The sequence below is a fragment of the Chromohalobacter sarecensis genome, from assembly GCF_023061135.1.
GTDB lineage: Bacteria > Pseudomonadota > Gammaproteobacteria > Pseudomonadales > Halomonadaceae > Chromohalobacter > Chromohalobacter sarecensis.
The window spans coordinates 30,094-45,179 of sequence record NZ_JAKGAN010000012.1; the positions used below are offsets into that span (position 1 = coordinate 30,094).

19 protein-coding genes are annotated in these 15,086 nt (G+C 62.5%); 11 read left to right on the plus strand and 8 right to left on the minus strand.

Annotated features, from left to right (window positions below; all coding sequences use genetic code 11):
- Positions 1-74: 74 nt before the first annotated feature.
- The gene (locus L1071_RS15110; RefSeq protein ID WP_246976573.1) at positions 75-404 is read right to left on the minus strand and encodes a DMT family transporter; all 330 of its coding nucleotides are present in this window, start codon (positions 402-404) and stop codon (positions 75-77) included.
- 34 nt (positions 405-438) lie between these two features.
- A complete protein-coding gene (gene trmB, locus L1071_RS15115; protein WP_246976576.1) occupies positions 439-1,122 on the minus strand; it encodes a tRNA (guanine(46)-N(7))-methyltransferase TrmB in 684 nt (227 codons plus the stop codon).
- A gap of 317 nt (positions 1,123-1,439) precedes the next feature.
- Here trmB and L1071_RS15120 point away from each other — a divergent pair, with 317 nt between their 5' ends.
- The 6 genes from L1071_RS15120 (at position 1,440) to L1071_RS15145 (ending at position 7,281) form a co-directional block, all read left to right on the plus strand.
- Positions 1,440-3,314 carry a beta-ketoacyl synthase gene (locus L1071_RS15120; protein ID WP_246976735.1) on the plus strand — a complete coding sequence of 625 codons (1,875 nt, stop codon included), beginning with the start codon at positions 1,440-1,442 and terminating at the stop codon, positions 3,312-3,314.
- Between the two features lie 86 nt (positions 3,315-3,400).
- The gene (gene coaD / locus L1071_RS15125; RefSeq protein ID WP_246976580.1) at positions 3,401-3,904 is read left to right on the plus strand and encodes a pantetheine-phosphate adenylyltransferase; all 504 of its coding nucleotides are present in this window, start codon (positions 3,401-3,403) and stop codon (positions 3,902-3,904) included.
- Between the two features lie 11 nt (positions 3,905-3,915).
- Positions 3,916-4,164: a YfhL family 4Fe-4S dicluster ferredoxin gene (locus L1071_RS15130; protein WP_246976583.1), complete on the plus strand. Its 249-nt coding sequence runs from the start codon at positions 3,916-3,918 to the stop codon at positions 4,162-4,164.
- Between the two features lie 124 nt (positions 4,165-4,288).
- A complete protein-coding gene (locus tag L1071_RS15135) occupies positions 4,289-5,635 on the plus strand; it encodes an MATE family efflux transporter (protein ID WP_246976586.1) in 1,347 nt (448 codons plus the stop codon).
- A 46-nt stretch (positions 5,636-5,681) separates the two neighbouring features.
- Positions 5,682-6,194 carry an acyl-CoA thioesterase gene (locus L1071_RS15140; RefSeq protein ID WP_246976589.1) on the plus strand — a complete coding sequence of 171 codons (513 nt, stop codon included), beginning with the start codon at positions 5,682-5,684 and terminating at the stop codon, positions 6,192-6,194.
- Positions 6,195-6,276: 82 nt separating this feature from the next.
- Positions 6,277-7,281, plus strand: coding sequence for an ion transporter (locus L1071_RS15145; RefSeq protein WP_246976591.1), 1,005 nt, complete (start codon positions 6,277-6,279; stop codon positions 7,279-7,281).
- 12 nt (positions 7,282-7,293) lie between these two features.
- Here the strand turns inward: L1071_RS15145 and L1071_RS15150 are convergent, their stop codons facing one another.
- A complete protein-coding gene (locus L1071_RS15150) occupies positions 7,294-8,331 on the minus strand; it encodes a hypothetical protein (protein WP_246976593.1) in 1,038 nt (345 codons plus the stop codon).
- A 152-nt stretch (positions 8,332-8,483) separates the two neighbouring features.
- Positions 8,484-8,795: an I78 family peptidase inhibitor gene (locus L1071_RS15155; protein ID WP_246976596.1), complete on the minus strand. Its 312-nt coding sequence runs from the start codon at positions 8,793-8,795 to the stop codon at positions 8,484-8,486.
- A 153-nt stretch (positions 8,796-8,948) separates the two neighbouring features.
- Here L1071_RS15155 and osmF point away from each other — a divergent pair, with 153 nt between their 5' ends.
- Genes osmF through L1071_RS15175 form a run of 4 tightly spaced genes read left to right on the plus strand, consistent with a single transcriptional unit; the run spans position 8,949 to position 12,928 of the window.
- Positions 8,949-9,881, plus strand: a complete 933-nt coding sequence (gene osmF, locus L1071_RS15160; RefSeq protein WP_246976599.1) for a glycine betaine ABC transporter substrate-binding protein OsmF — start codon at positions 8,949-8,951, stop codon at positions 9,879-9,881.
- Between the two features lie 9 nt (positions 9,882-9,890).
- Positions 9,891-11,099 carry an ABC transporter permease gene (locus tag L1071_RS15165; RefSeq protein ID WP_246976602.1) on the plus strand — a complete coding sequence of 403 codons (1,209 nt, stop codon included), beginning with the start codon at positions 9,891-9,893 and terminating at the stop codon, positions 11,097-11,099.
- Positions 11,100-11,111: 12 nt separating this feature from the next.
- A complete protein-coding gene (locus L1071_RS15170) occupies positions 11,112-12,161 on the plus strand; it encodes an ABC transporter ATP-binding protein (protein ID WP_246976605.1) in 1,050 nt (349 codons plus the stop codon).
- Positions 12,158-12,928: an ABC transporter permease gene (locus L1071_RS15175; protein WP_246976608.1), complete on the plus strand. Its 771-nt coding sequence runs from the start codon at positions 12,158-12,160 to the stop codon at positions 12,926-12,928. Before L1071_RS15170 ends, L1071_RS15175 begins: the two co-directional genes overlap by 4 nt.
- An 87-nt stretch (positions 12,929-13,015) precedes the next feature.
- On the opposite strand, the gene L1071_RS15180 is transcribed toward L1071_RS15175, so the two are convergent.
- Both L1071_RS15180 and L1071_RS15185 read right to left on the minus strand, forming a co-directional pair.
- Positions 13,016-13,147, minus strand: coding sequence for an entericidin A/B family lipoprotein (locus L1071_RS15180; protein WP_246899012.1), 132 nt, complete (start codon positions 13,145-13,147; stop codon positions 13,016-13,018).
- A gap of 136 nt (positions 13,148-13,283) precedes the next feature.
- Positions 13,284-13,415, minus strand: coding sequence for an entericidin A/B family lipoprotein (locus L1071_RS15185; protein WP_246976611.1), 132 nt, complete (start codon positions 13,413-13,415; stop codon positions 13,284-13,286).
- Between the two features lie 111 nt (positions 13,416-13,526).
- Here L1071_RS15185 and L1071_RS15190 point away from each other — a divergent pair, with 111 nt between their 5' ends.
- On the plus strand, positions 13,527-13,943 hold the full coding sequence (locus L1071_RS15190) for an HIT domain-containing protein (RefSeq protein WP_246976614.1): 417 nt from the start codon (positions 13,527-13,529) through the stop codon (positions 13,941-13,943).
- 168 nt (positions 13,944-14,111) lie between these two features.
- Here L1071_RS15190 and L1071_RS15195 read toward each other — a convergent pair whose 3' ends face one another.
- Both L1071_RS15195 and L1071_RS15200 read right to left on the minus strand, forming a co-directional pair.
- The gene (locus L1071_RS15195) at positions 14,112-14,483 is read right to left on the minus strand and encodes a hypothetical protein (protein WP_246976617.1); all 372 of its coding nucleotides are present in this window, start codon (positions 14,481-14,483) and stop codon (positions 14,112-14,114) included.
- On the minus strand, positions 14,480-15,025 hold the full coding sequence (locus tag L1071_RS15200) for a hypothetical protein (RefSeq protein WP_246976620.1): 546 nt from the start codon (positions 15,023-15,025) through the stop codon (positions 14,480-14,482). Before L1071_RS15200 ends, L1071_RS15195 begins: the two co-directional genes overlap by 4 nt.
- Positions 15,026-15,086: the final 61 nt, after the last annotated feature.

The window sequence follows — 15,086 nt, forward strand, 5'->3', positions numbered from 1 at the left end:
GGCGTCCTACGGACGACGCGCTATCCCTCCCCGCACTAGAAGTACGGGGTATCTCGCGCAAAATCTGATAACGCCTAATGCGCGGACATGCGCGAAAACACCTGGATGATGGCAACCCCAGCGATGATCATTCCCAGGCCGAGAATCGCGGGTAAATCGGGCTTCTCGCCATACACGACCACCCCGATCAGCGTGACCAGCACGATGCCAAGCCCGGCCCAGAACGCATAGGCGATACCCACCGGCAAATCGCGAAGCGCCAGCGTGAGCATGTAAAACGCCAAGGCGTAACCGACGACCACGGTTACGCTCGGCCATAGCCGCGTGAACTCCTCGGACGCCTTGAGCGCGCTGGTGGCCACCACCTCGGCGAAAATCGCGATGGCTAGAAATACATACACCATATTCTCTCTCCTGAAGGCCCGTGCTGCCTGATTGTTAGGTGGGCAACAACGCGGGTTGATGCGCCAGCGTCACCGTCAGCCGCCAGAGTAGTTGGCCGCTGGCGTGATATTTATGCTCGAAAGGCGTGAGATACTCGCCCGACGGCTCGCAGGGCTCGAGATGCGCCTCGCGCCCCGTGGCTTGCGCCAGCGCCAGGGCCAGTTCCTCGAGATAGAGCCGCCAGTTGGAGCGCGCTTCCAATTCGCCGCCGAGTCCCGCCAGGGCCGGAAACACCGGGTGGCCATGCCAACGCATTTTGAGATGTGCCGCCTTGGGGTACGGATTGGGATAGAGCAGATAATGACGCGCCGGCTGCCATCCCTCGTGTAGCGCCAAACGCCAGAAATCCACCAGATCGGCACGTACCAGCAAGGCGTTGTCCGGCAGTTCGCCGTGCTCGCGGGACAGGCGGTCGGCGCTGCGGTCGATGCCGATCACCGCATGATCGGGAAAACGCGCGGCCAGACGCCGGGTGGAAAGCCCCACGCCACAGCCGGCGTCGAGAATCAGCGGCTTGTCCTGCTCATCCAGCCATGTCCGCGCCGCGCCGAACGCGATTCGCGTGTGCGATGCCAACGGCTTTCGCCAAGGGTACGTCAACGCCCGCGACACACGCCGCGAGAGATCCTCGTGCGGCGCGGTCTGCTGGGTGACGATGGCGCGGGAATTGGCATGCATGGGCGGCCCTTTAAACGACTGAACGACACGCTATTCTAGCAGACTCCCGAGCTTGACCGAGCGTCACGACATCGACCCGCGGGGGATCGCAATTGGGGGCATTTACCCTTTATCGGACAGTGTTCGCATGACGCCACTCGCACCCGGGTGCTATCATTCCCAAGCTCATTAAAACGCCTCGCGCACTCTCTATATTCTATATCGCGCAGGTGGGCGCTACATCTCCGGCCGACGCGTGCCGGTCACACATCAGGACGCATCGTCATCCACAGCATTACGAGGAACGCGGCTTGTCACAGTTACCGGTGATCGTCGGCATGGGCGGAGTGAACGCCGCCGGCAGAACCTCGGGCCACCAGGCTTATCGCCGAACGATTCTCGACGCTTTGCCCGATACCCTTCAGGCACAAACCATTCTCGCCCTGGCCGCCATGATGCAGCTCGTCTCACGCCTGGAAGGCGGCGGCTGGCAGGGGCCCCAAGGCGAGATTCTCGGCGACGCCGACGTCGTCGCACGCTATCGCCAACATGTGCTCGATCATACCCTGATTCGCCGCATCGAGGACGAGCGCTTCGGCAGCGAGGGCATCCCCGCCAATCGCGCCGCACACCTCGATCTCGATGCCGCGCTGACCTTTCGCGTGCGCCGGCGCCAGCTTCCCGACGACGTGCCGGCCACCTGGCAGGTGCGCGAGATCGACAAACGCATGGTCGAAGTCGTGGTCCCGCCAGGGTCGCTCGATGTGCTGCTCCCCGAACGTCGCAGTGCCCAGGTACGCTCGGCGGGGCAACTGCCCAGCGGCTTTTCGCCTGACACGCTGTATCGCAGCGTGCATCATCCGCGCGGCCTGGCGATGACCATCTTCGGTGCCTCCGATTGCCTCGGCCAGAGCGGCCTCGACTGGGCGGCGCTGCGTAACCGTCTTGATCCGGACGCCATCGCCGTGTATGCCGGCAACTCCATCGGCCAGCTCGATACCGAAGGCTGGGGGGGGCTGCTGCAAAGCTTCGCGACTGGCCACCGGGCGACCTCCAAGCAGATGCCGCTGGGCTACGGGCAAATGCCCGCCGACTTCCTCAACGCCTACGTGCTGGGCAGCGTCGGCGCTACCGGTGCGGTACTCGGCGCCTGCGCCAGCTTTCTTTACAACTTGCGCCTGGGCCTCGAGGACATTCGCAGTGGCCGGCGCCGAGTGGTCATGGTGGGCACCAGCGATGCACCGATCACCCCGGAGATCGTCGAGGGCTTCCGCACCATGGGAGCGCTGGCCGACGACGAAAGCCTCAAGGCACTCGATGCCCTGACGCTGCTCACCGACAGTGACTATCAACGCGCGTGCCGCCCCTTCGCGCGCAACTGCGGTTTCACCATCGCCGAGTCGACCCAGTTCCTGCTGCTGATGGATGACGCCTTGGCCCTGGAAACCGGCGCGCAGATTCTCGGCGCTGTGCCGGGTGTCTTCGTCAACGCCGACGGCTGGAAGCGCTCGATTTCCGCGCCGGGCATCGGCAATTACATCACCTTGGCCAAGGCGGTCAGTCTGGCCAGCGACATGCTCGGCGAGGAATCCGTGCGCCAACGCAGCTACCTGCACGCGCATGGCACCAGCACGCCCCAGAACCGCACCACCGAGTCGCATGTGTTCGATATGGTGGCGCGCGCGCATGGTATCGAGTCGTGGCCGGTGACCGCCGTCAAAGCATTTGTCGGCCACTCACAAGGCGGCGCGGCAGGCGATCAGATGGCCAGCGCACTGGGAACTTTCGCCCATGGCATCATTCCCGGCATCTTCACCCTCGATGCGGTGGCCGATGACGTCTTCGCCGAGCGCCTACGCTTCTTCCGCGACCCGATTCCCTTCGAGGCCGATGCGGCTTTCATCAATGCCAAAGGGTTCGGCGGCAACAACGCTACCGGCCTGGTCATCTCGCCGGCCGCCACCGAGCGCCTGCTGACTCAGCGCCACGGCCAGCGCGCCATCGACGATTGGAAGCAGCGTCGCGAGACGACTCTGGCCGCTTCCAAGGCGTACCTGGCGACATCCGACAGCGGCCATTTCGAGGTCACCTACCGCTTCGGCGAAGGCGTTCTCGAAGGGCAGGATCTCTCGATGACGCGCGACACGCTGCATATTCCCGGCTTCGATCAGCCGGTTTCCCTGGCGGTCGACAACCCCTACGGCCGACTGTAATCGGCACGTCCGGACGGCGGCATGATTGCCGCCGCCCGTGGGCAACCACTACCCTGTTGGTATCTCGGCACAGACAGGATGCACCCATGAATATCGTGGTCTACCCCGGTACCTTCGATCCCGTCACCCATGGTCATTACGACCTGATCGAGCGCGCCGCACGCATGTTCGACAAGGTCGTGGTGGCGGTGGCGGCGAGTCCGCGCAAGCAGCCCGCATTGTCGCTGGAGGCTCGCGTCACCCTGATCGCAGAGGTCACCGCCGATCTCGACAACGTCACGGTCGTCGGCTTCAGCGGCTTGCTGACGCAGCTATTGGATCAGCAAGGGGCACGCATCATCCTGCGGGGATTGAGAGCGGTATCCGATTTCGAATATGAGTTACAATTGGCCAATATGAACCGGGCCCAGGCACCTCATATCGAGAGCTTGTTCCTGACGCCCGCAATCGAGAACTCGTATATTTCTTCCACCATCGTGCGCGAGATCGCGCGTCTCGGGGGAGATGTCTCCAAGCTCGTGCATCCCTGCGTGGTCGATGCATTGAGCCGGCATTTCGCCTCAGACCCCGCGTCGCCCGATACGCAGTAGAGGACACTTCCATGGCCCTGATGATCACCGACGAGTGCATCAACTGCGATGTCTGCGAACCCGAGTGCCCCAATGGCGCTATTTCCCCGGGTGAGGAGATCTACGTCATCGATCCCAATCTGTGCACCGAGTGCGTCGGCCATTTCGACGAACCCCAGTGCCAGCAGGTGTGCCCGGTCGACTGCATTCCCCTCGATCCCGAGCGCAGCGAAACCCACGACCAGCTCATGCACAAGTATCAACTGATTACCGCCGCCTGAGCGCAGTCAGACATACCACGCAGCAGCGACAGCCCACACGGGCAGTCTCCACGCTCCTGTGTTCTTCTCATGTCTCGCGGGCGGCTCGCCAGGCGTAAACATCCAACGCAAACGACGGAACCCCGTGTCCACTTCACGCTCGCCGACACGCATCTGGCCACTCGCCTGGCCGATCATCCTTTCCAACATCACCGTGCCATTACTGGGCTTGGTGGATACCGCCGTGGTCGGGCACCTGCCGGATTCACGCTACATGGCCGCCGTGACCCTGGGCGCCACGCTGTTCAGCTTTCTCTACTGGGGATTCGGCTTCCTGCGCATGGGCACCACCGGCCTCACCTCCCAGGCCGTGGGGCGCGAGGACGACAGCAACATACGCAATCTGCTGGGGCAATCGTTGTTGCTGGCACTGGGCATCGGCGTGATGTTGATCCTGCTCGCCGAACCGCTCATCAGCTTCGGCCTCTACCTCCTCGACGGCAGCGAAGCCGCCATGTCACTCGCCGCGAGTTATGCGCATATTCGCATCCTCTCGGCCCCGGCGGTGATGGCCAATTACGCGATTCTCGGCTGGTTCCTCGGCCAGCAGAATTCGCGGGTCACGCTGGCGATCATGGTGCTGACCAATAGCGTCAACATCGTCCTGGACCTCGTGTTCGTGGTGGGCCTGGGCATGACTAGCGATGGCGTGGCCTGGGCCACAGTGATCGCCGATTACACTGCCTTGGCGGTTGGCCTGTGGCTGGTGGCGCGGCAATTGAAGCTGCTGCAGGGGAAGTTCTTGCGCCAGCGCCTGCTACGCCTTGGCGCCTACTCCGAGCTTTTTCAGGTCAACCGGCACCTGTTCGTGCGCACCTTGGGGCTGCTTTTCGCCATGGCGTTCTTCACCGCCCAGGGCGCCAGCCAGGGCGATACGGTGCTCGCCGCCAACGCCGTGCTGATGCAATTCATCATGATCACCTCCTACGCGCTGGATGGCTTCGCCCATGCTGCCGAAGCCTTGACCGGCCGCGCCGTGGGACGCCGTGACTGGCCGTTGTTCGGGGCCTCGGTGCGCGCAGCCGCACGCTTCTCGCTGATGACCGCCGGCGTCGCCATGGCGGCGTTCTTCTTCGGCGGCGACTACCTGATCGCCCTGCTTACCGACCTTCCGGACGTGCGCGCCACAGCAGGTGACTATCTGCCTTGGATGATCGTCATGCCAGCCATCGCGGTGTGGAGCTACCTGCTCGACGGCGTCTTCATCGGCGCCACCGCGACCCGCGAAATGCGCGATACCATCCTCCTGGCGCTCGCCGTCTACCTGCCGGTGTGGTGGTTCACGCAACCGCTAGGCAATCATGGCCTGTGGCTCGCCTTCACCGTCTTCACCCTGGTGCGCTCGGCAAGTCTCGCCGCCGTCTACCTGCACTACCGGCGCACGCGCTGGGCTGAGTCCCAGATCTCCCGCCAGGCGGACAATCACGCATGAAACGTGGTAAACATTTCCCAGCCATGAATCGATCAATGGAGCCCGCATGACCGACGACCTTCCCCGCCAGCATGAGCTCACCATGACGGTGCTGATGACACCCGACATGGCCAACTTCAGTGGCAAGGTACATGGCGGCGCGATTCTCAAGAAGCTCGACGAAGTCGCCTATGCCTGCGCTAGCCGTTACTCCGGTTCCTATGTCGTGACGCTGTCGGTGGACCAGGTACGCTTTAAGCAACCCATCCATGTCGGTGAGCTGGTCACGTTTCTGGCCTCGGTCAACTATGTCGGGCGCTCCTCGATGGAGATCGGTATCAAGATCATCGCCGAATCGATCCAGGATCGCGTGATTCGCCACACCAACAGCTGCTACCTGACCATGGTCGCAGTCGATCGCGATGGCAATCCCAACCCCGTACCACAACTGCAACTCGACACGCCGTTGCAGCAGTTGCGCTTCGAAAAAGCCAAATTGCGCAAGAAAATGCGCAAGCAAGAGGAACAGGAAGAACAGCGCGCCCAGGCCCATCTCGACGAGACCCGCAAGACATCCTGACGTGGTATTTGGAAACTGATAGCGTGACTATGTGCAGGATGCATGCCGCCGCCTTGGCGCGGCGCCGCCGATGGAGAACTTGATGAGCGCACCTTCCGCTTCCCCCTCGCCACGACGCGAGCGCCTTTATCTCGTCTGGGACATCGCCATCGTGGTGTTGGTCTCGGCGAATCTGTTGCTGCTGCTCGTCGATAGCCTGTTTCTCTTGCCGCCTTTGAATGCCGGTCTCGAAGCGCTGGCACCGAGCCTCCACCAGGCCTATGACAGCGCCATTCATCAGCGTTTCATGGCCATCGACCTGGTCTTCGTGAGCATCTTCCTGCTCGATGTCCTGGCCGGCTGGGCATTCGCTATCGCCGAGCGTCGTTACGCACGCTGGTTCTTCTATCCGTTTGTGCACTGGTACGACGTGCTGGGGTGCATTCCCATCAGCGGCTTCCGCATCCTGCGTGTGCTGCGTCTCATCTCGCTGCTGATTCGGTTGCAGCGTCTGGGGGCCATCGATATTCGCCGTTGGCAGCTATACGCCTTCTTCGAACGCTATTATCGCGTACTCATGGAGGAGCTTTCCGACCGCGTGGCGACGCGCCTGTTGAGTAGCCTGCAAGAGGAAGTCCAACGCAGCGACGACTTCACCAAGCGCCTCTCGGAAAAGGTGATCCAGCCACGCAAGGAGGCGCTGGTCGACGAGATCGCCCGGCGTCTCGAGACCACCGTCGACAAGAGCTACGCCGAAAACCATCAGGAAGTGCATCGCTACGTGGCGGCCTTGGTCACCCGCACGCTCGAGGAAAACCAGGAGCTCGCCCGGCTGAGACGCCTGCCCATGGGCGAGCATATGGCCCATGCCATGGAACGCAGCCTGAGCGACGTCGCCAGCCGCGTGGTCCACGAGGCCATCGATGGACTCCGCTCGCCGCGTTTCAAGAGCCTCATCGGCGACCTGGCGGGCAGCGGCATCGACGCTTGGCTATACGTCGACCAGCGCACCGACCGCGTCACCGAGCAGGTGTTGATCGAAACGCTGGAAATGCTCAAGGACGAGATCGCCGTGCAGCGCTGGAGAGACGAACTCGACCTCCGGTGAATCAGTAGGGTCTCAGGTTATCCGCAAGGTGGTGTACGGCGCCTCGCAGGCGTGGCGCTCGTCACGTTCATCGATGCTGCCCAACGACATGTCGCGATCGTTGTCATAGGCTACGAACAAGCGCTCGCTATCCAGAATCGCCAAACCTTCCGCCTTGTGTTCGAACTCCAGGGCATCGCCGGCCATCGTACGAACCAGCGTCGGCGCTTTACCCGCCGCGAACTCCTCGAGCGATACCACCCAAAGGTAGCCGCCGATGCGTTCCTCTTCTTCCTCCTCGACCTCGAAGCTCGTCAACAGGAACAAGCGCTGGTGATGGGGATCGTACTCCAGGCTGGACAGGCCGCAGTCATAGCGCACCTCGGGCTGCTGCTGGGGCGAGAAGCGGTAAAACTCGCGTAGCCTGTCGACGAACACCAGATTGCCCTCGGCATTGATGCTGTAGTGCGCCCCCACGACACGACACACATAGTCGAAGTCTTCGTGGGAATAGCCTTGTTCACGCACGCCGAAGAGCAGCAGGCCGTCACCACGTTCCCCCGGAATCGCCGCCAGCCCTTCTATCTTGAAATACGGATAGCCGATGGCGCCGTCGAGTTTGTTGCGCAGCTCCAGTGAGCCTTCGACGCCGTCACGCGGGTCGGGGTCGACCACTTGCACCTGCTCGGGCTCGCCCAGCGGCCAGATCAGTAGATGGTTGTAGGCATTGAGCGCATGACTTTCCATATCGATGCGATCGAACCCAGTGGTCGCCAGCACGTAGCGGCCGTCGGCGGTCAACGCGAAGTCCTCGTACTTGACCGCCCGCTTGATGGCATCCGCCGTGAAGTACTCCAGGCCGCTATCATCGGGGCCGTCAGCAGTGATCGGAACAGAGAAGACAGCCGAACGTGCGTCACCGGGAATTGGCTTGTCGCTGGCCAAAATCAGACGCTGACCATCGTAGACAACGGCAGACACCTCCACATTGACCAGCTTGCCGTTCTCGTCGCGCAGGCCGGTGGGGAAACAATGCAGCGTTCCTTCTTGTAGCACCTCGGCATTGGCCATGAGGTCTCCTTGATCGCGTTATAGCTTAACCACTGCATCGTAACGCGAAATCCACGTAGGGTCGCAAAGCAGCATGATAGTTTGTAATCGTGGCATCCGACCGGCAAGTAGCCGTCTGCGTGTTTTCATCCTCCGCTAGGTGGCCGGCATGCTCAACCGCAGGTTAACTCGACAATATTGTCCTGATCGTCGAGTTTGACGTTGAGGCGGTCCGCGCGGTAATCCATCGTCACCGCCTGGCCGGGACGAATCACGCGAACACGCTCGGCGGCACTGTCGGTTTCCAATTGGTCCACTGTCTCGCCATCGGCACGTTGACCCACGTAGTCGTTCAGTGTCTTGGCACCACAGGCGTCGTCTTGCGACATCGATGGCGGGGGTGGCGCCTCATCCGGTGTCGAACTGCCGGCACACCCCGCCAGCAGGAATACCGCCATTACACCGCTCAGTGCGTATTTGCTCATGTCGTTTCCTCTTCATTCAATACAACTTGCAACCAGCGTATCCAAGCATCGCCCATGAGACCACCTGCATTCCCTCTCGCTGCGCGAGCCGAGAATGCTAGACTCAAGGCTGGAACCGTCGCGACGCCCGTCATTTCCAAGGAGTCAGGAATAATGCAAGGCACATTCAAGTATTTCTCCACCGCCGTGCTCGGCCTGGCCGCCGGCGCGGCGTTGTCGTTGACCCCGGCGTTCGCCGATGAGCCGGTGCGCGTCTCATCGAAGATCGATACCGAAGGCGCCTTGCTGGGCAACATGATCGTCAAGCGCCTGGAACAGGCCGACATTCCCGTCGAGGACAAGCTGCAGCTCGGCCCGACCAACATCGTGCGCAGTGCCTTGCTCGAAGATGAGATCGACCTGTATCCCGAATATACCGGCAACGGGGCCTTTTTCACGCAGACCACCGATGACGATGCGTGGAAACGCTCGGGCGAGGGTTACGAGAAAATTCGCGCCTACGACAAGGAACACAACGACCTGGCATGGCTCACCCCGGCGCCTGCCAACAATACCTGGGCCATCGCGTTGCGCCGTGACGTCGCCGACGAACACGATCTCTCCACCATGGAGGATTTCGCCGCCTGGATACGCGATGGCGGCGAGATCAAGCTCGCCGGCTCCGCCGAATTCGTGGAAAGCGATGCCGCACTGCCCAGCTTCCAGCGTGCCTATGACTTCAGCCTCGATCAGGACCAGCTACTGGTGCTCTCAGGCGGCAACACGGCAGCCACCATTCGCGCCGCCGCCGAAAATACCAGCGGCACCAATGCGGCGATGGTCTATGCCACCGACGGCGCCATCCCCGCCGCCGATCTCAAAGTCATGGACGATACCCAAGGCGTCCAGATGGTCTATGAGCCAGCGCCGGTGATTCGCCAAGCCACGCTCGATGCCTATCCGCAGATTCCTGAGCTGCTCAAGCCCGTTTTCGAAGGGCTCGACCGGGAAACCCTGCAGTCGCTCAACCGTCGCATTCAGGTCGATGGTGAACCGGCCGGCGATGTCGCCGAGGATTACCTGGAATCACAAGACCTGCTCGACTGACGGCTGCCGGTGTCCGTTTCTCACGTTCCCACCAGCGACGCGGCCAACGTTCGCTTGGTGGCCAATCGCGTCCTGGTCACGCTGCTTTGCGCGGGGCTCCTGGCGGCCTGGCTATTGCCCTTCGCCACGATGTCGCCCAACCGTCTGGCCTCCGGGCAAACCGTCGGCCTGAGCGCGGCGTTATCAGCTTGGCAAATGAGCGCGCTTCTAGTCCTGTGCGCGGTGTTGGCCATAGCGGCGCTGAGACGCCCGCTCCCGCGCGGGCTCGCCCACGGCGTGGTCTTGCTGGCCAGCCTGGGGCTGTTGCTGATCACGCTATATAGCCTGGGCGACTACGCACAACGCACGCTGGCCGAAAAATCGCCGTCGGCGCGGGTCTCGCAAGGGGCGGCCTTCTGGGTGATGGTATTCTGCTGCGCCCTGGCCGCCATCGATGCCTTTCAGCGCGCCGCCAGCGGTTGGCTGTTGCGTCTAGGTTACATGCTGATCGCGGGGGGGAGCGTGGCGATGTTGTTCGCCAGCGGCCATTTCGACGATCTGTCGATCATCCGCGAATACGCCAACATCCGCGACAACTTCAGTGATCAGTTCATCACGCACTTGGTGCTGGTGGGCTCCGCGCTAGGGCCAGCGTTACTCATCGGCATTCCACTGGGCCTGCTGGCCCATCGCCACGTGCGCCTGCAGGGAACGCTGTTCAGCGTGCTCAATTTCTTCCAGACGATTCCCTCGATTGCCCTGTTCGCCCTGCTCGTCGCGCCGCTTTCGGCACTCGGCAACGCCTTCCCATTGCTCGGCGAATGGGGCGTCAAAGGCATCGGTGCCGCACCGGCCATCATCGCACTGGTGATGTACGCGCTGCTGCCGGTAGTACGTAATACCTATGCCGGACTCAAGGGCGTGCCGCCCGCCACCGTGGAAGCCGCACGCGGCATGGGCATGACCGCGCGTCAGGTGCTGTGGCGCGTGGAAATCCCTTTGGCGTTGCCGGTGATGCTTTCGGGGCTGCGCATCGTCACCGTGCAGGCCATCGGCCTGACCGTGGTGGCGGCACTGATCGGTGCCGGGGGCCTGGGCGCCTTTATCTTCCAGGGCCTCGGCCAATATGCCATCGATTTGGTCCTGCTCGGCGCGATTCCCACCATCGTGCTGGCGGTGATCGCCGATTTCACGCTGCAGATGCTGGTCGTGCTGAGCAAGCCGGCCGGCACCCGCTGATAGGTAACACCGATGATCGAACTTCAGGGATTGACCAAGCGGTATGGCGATACACGCGTCGTCGACGATATCTCGCTGACCGTTGAACAGGGCGAATTCTGCGTGCTTATCGGCCCCTCGGGGTGCGGCAAGTCGACCACGTTAAAGATGATCAATCGCCTGATCGCTCATAGCGAGGGCAAGATCCTGGTGAGCGGCGACGATATCACCACCCTGCCGCCGGAACGCCTGCGTCGCCGCATCGGCTACGCCATCCAGTCGATCGGGCTGTTCCCGCACTGGCGCGTCGCGGACAATATCGCCACCGTGCCCAGACTGCTCAAGTGGCCGTCGTCACGCATCGCCGCACGCGTTGACGAATTGCTGGCCTTGTTCCAGCTCGACGCTGACGGACTGCACGACAAGTATCCGCATCAACTCTCGGGTGGTCAGGCGCAGCGTGTCGGTGTGGCCCGCGCCCTGGCCGCCGATCCCGACGTGCTACTGATGGATGAGCCCTTCGGCGCCGTCGATCCGCTGACGCGCGATACCTTGCAGGCCGAATTGGCACGCGTGCATCGTCAGACCGGCAAGACCATCGTCTTCGTCACCCACGACATGGACGAGGCCTTGCGCCTGGCCTCCCGCGTGGCGCTGCTCAATGCCGGCCAACTGGTGCAATACGACCGTCCGGCGGAGCTTCTCGTCGCCCCCGCCAACGATTTCGTGCGCGACTTTATCGGACGCGCCGACCTGGGCCTCAAGCTGCTCTCGCGGCGCCGGGTCGAGGAGTATTGCCGGCCCGCGCAGCGCACGCGCAACAACGCCATCGCCAGCGCGCCGATCACCTGGCAAGTGGACGCCGACGACCGCCCCATGGCGCTGCTGGGCGGCCGCCTGGGCGAATCCGATATAGCGCGCACGGTGGTCAATCCCGAGTGGATCGCCACGCCGGAGATGTCGATGAAGGAGGCCTTGTCACGCATGGTGTGGTTTCGCGTGACGGCCTTGCCGGTGCTTGATAACGAAGGGCGCCTGCTGGGCGAAGTGACGATGTCAGGCGTCATGGGGCACCGTTCATGAGCGTCAGCGCACTGTCCCGTGCACCTTCCTCGCGCCGTGTTCTGCTGATTGCGCTCAGTGCCTTGCTGATCGCGCTGGTCCTAGGCATGGAGCAGTTGGCACCGCTGTTTCGGGCGCTGTTTCCCGATCAGGACCCAGCGATGTATCAGCGCGAGAGTTTTCTCAATCTGACGCTCGCTCACCTCGCCCTGGTGCTGGTGTCGTCGCTCATCTCGGTGAGTGTCGGCGTGGCAGCAGGGCTTTTCGTCACGCGGCCGGCGGGGCGTGAGTTCGAGCCCTTGGTGTCGACGCTGGCCGCCATCGGCCAGACCTTCCCTCCGGCGGCGGTGCTGGCAATCGTCGTGCCCATTGCCGGTTTCGGCTTCGTGCCCACGCTGGTGGCACTGGTGCTCTATGGCCTCTTGCCCGTGGTGCAGAATACCGTCGCCGGGCTCGGCACGGTGCCCTCGCAAACGCTCGAGGCCGCGCGCGGCAATGGCATGAGTGCCTGGCAGATCCTGTGGCGCATCGAACTGCCTCTGGCGATGCGCGTCATCATCGCCGGCGTGCGCGTCTCGGTGATCATCAATATCGGCACGGCCACCATCGGTTCTACGGTCGGCGCCAAGACGCTGGGCACGCCGATCATCGCCGGCCTGGTGGGCAACAATCTACCTTATGTGATTCAGGGGGCGGTACTGGTGGGTCTGCTGGCCATTGTCACCGACCTGGCGTTCGAACGGCTGGAACAACGCTTCTCGTTCGGCGCTAGCGGGGCGGCGTCATGAGCGGGACATCTAGCGAACCAAGGTAAGCGGCATCGCGGGGAGGGAAAAAACAAGCCCGCCGCCTTCAAAGGCGGCGGGCTAAATACCTTAATTGGCAGCGTCTTGCACTTCTTCGCCACCTTGCTCGATGTCTTCACCAGCGCCTTCGAAGGTATTGCAACCGGTAATTGCACCAGCGGTGAACATCAGTAGCAGGGAAAAAGCCAGCATGCGTTTCATAGTCGTGTCTCCTTCACGGTATCAAGCGGGAATATTCCCGCGGGTCCAAACCCATTCTTGGGTAATCTTATCCGCCATACCGGCGGCACGCTCACAACGTAGCAAAGCTAGCGGCGCTATGCATCCTTTCCAGGACTCAGCCGTTTGCAGCATCCTGCATCGCTTCACCGCCACGTTCGATATCCTCGCCGGCACCGTGGATGGTATTGCAGCCACTCAGCACCGCCAGCAACAGAAGACCCAAGATCGCAATCGATGTACGCTTCATGCGTTTTCTCCGGAAGGCACCGCTCACTTAGCGGCAGGCACGGCCCTATGCCGTGTAACGTAACGTTAGCATAGCCACGCCACTTTACGACGATTTTCAGGAGCGCCGCGCATGACCGATTTCACCCTGCATCCACGCTTGGCCGCCGATTCACATTACGTCGCCGACCTGCCCCTTTGTCAGGTGCGGCTGAACGGCGACGCGCGTTATTCTTGGCTGGTACTGATCCCCCGTCGCGACGATATCCGCGAAGTCTACGAACTCTCCGCCGACGATCAGGCCACGCTGTGGCAGGAGGCCACCGAGGTGGGACGCCGCTTGATGGCGCACCATGACGGCGACAAGCTCAACCTAGCCACGCTCGGCAACCAGGTCGCGCAATTGCACCTACATGTCATCGTCCGCCATCAGGGCGACGCGGCCTGGCCAGGGCCGGTATGGGGACACGGCACGCCGCAGCCGTATGACGATATGATGCTGGACACCCACCTGGCGACACTGCGCAACCTCCTCGCCCCATGCAAGTGATACGCGCGTAGGCAGTTTTCGTAGGACTCTAAGTCCTTACGAAAAATCGGCGAGCGATGGTCAGACAAGGCAAAAATTGGCGAAAAGACGGAGTTTACGTGGTGTAAATGAGTACTTTAAGCCAATTTTTAACGCCGTATGGGCGAGCGCAGGCAATTTTCGTAGGACTTAGGGCAGCTCATCGAGCCTCTCCTGCACATCAATCAACAACGTATCGAACACATACGGCGGCACCGGCTGGCCGCCACGCTGCCCCGATAGCGTGATACGCGTGCCCTGCTCGGTCGCCTCGAGCCGGTAACGCACTGCAAGCGTGGGACGCGCGGCCAGCACGGCCTCGACATCGCCCAGGTCGACATCGGCACGACGAATCACGAAGCCGCGTGCCGTGAGCATCGCCACTCCCGCTTCCAATGTGGTCGACGGCCCGGCCTCGACGATCAACGACCGGGTCTGCGGTGGCGCCGATGTGGTCGCGCATCCCCCCAGGCTCAAGGCCACTAACGATGTCACGAGCAGTACGCCCAGCAGCCGCCTCATGATGTGCTCCTCTCGCGCATGCGTGCGTCGATATCATCGTGTAGAGCGGCGCAGAATGCCGCGCTGTTATCCGGACGCGCATCGATCAGATAACCGTCGACATCGACCACGCGCGAATCGCGCGTCACCCGTACGACATCCTCGACAGCGACCACCGAGACCCGTTGCAGGCGCACCGGGTCGCCGCCGAAGCGCTGGGAATACCCCAGCGAATAGCCATGGCGACTCCCCATGCCATAGTATCCCCAGAACCCGCTGCGCCCCCAGGGCGTCCGGTCCACGGCGCCTAGCCCCGGCTGCGCCTGAGACCGCTCGGCGCTCACCAGCCCCAGCGCGACCTCGGTCTGTTCGATACGATACCCCTGTGCCTCCAAGGCATCGGCCGTGGCCTTTACGCGTATCTTGGCATCGCCCTCGGCCGGCCAGTGGCATGCCTCGGGCAACGGCGAAGCCACATCACGGCCCAGCGGATCATAAGAAGCCAGGCTCTGACAGCCGCCGAGCCCCACCAATGCCACTACCAGCAAAAGAGGTTTCATCATCGCGTTCTCGCCTGAAAGGAAAAGGCCACTCGTAGCGGGGAGCGACATCGCACGTCTCGCC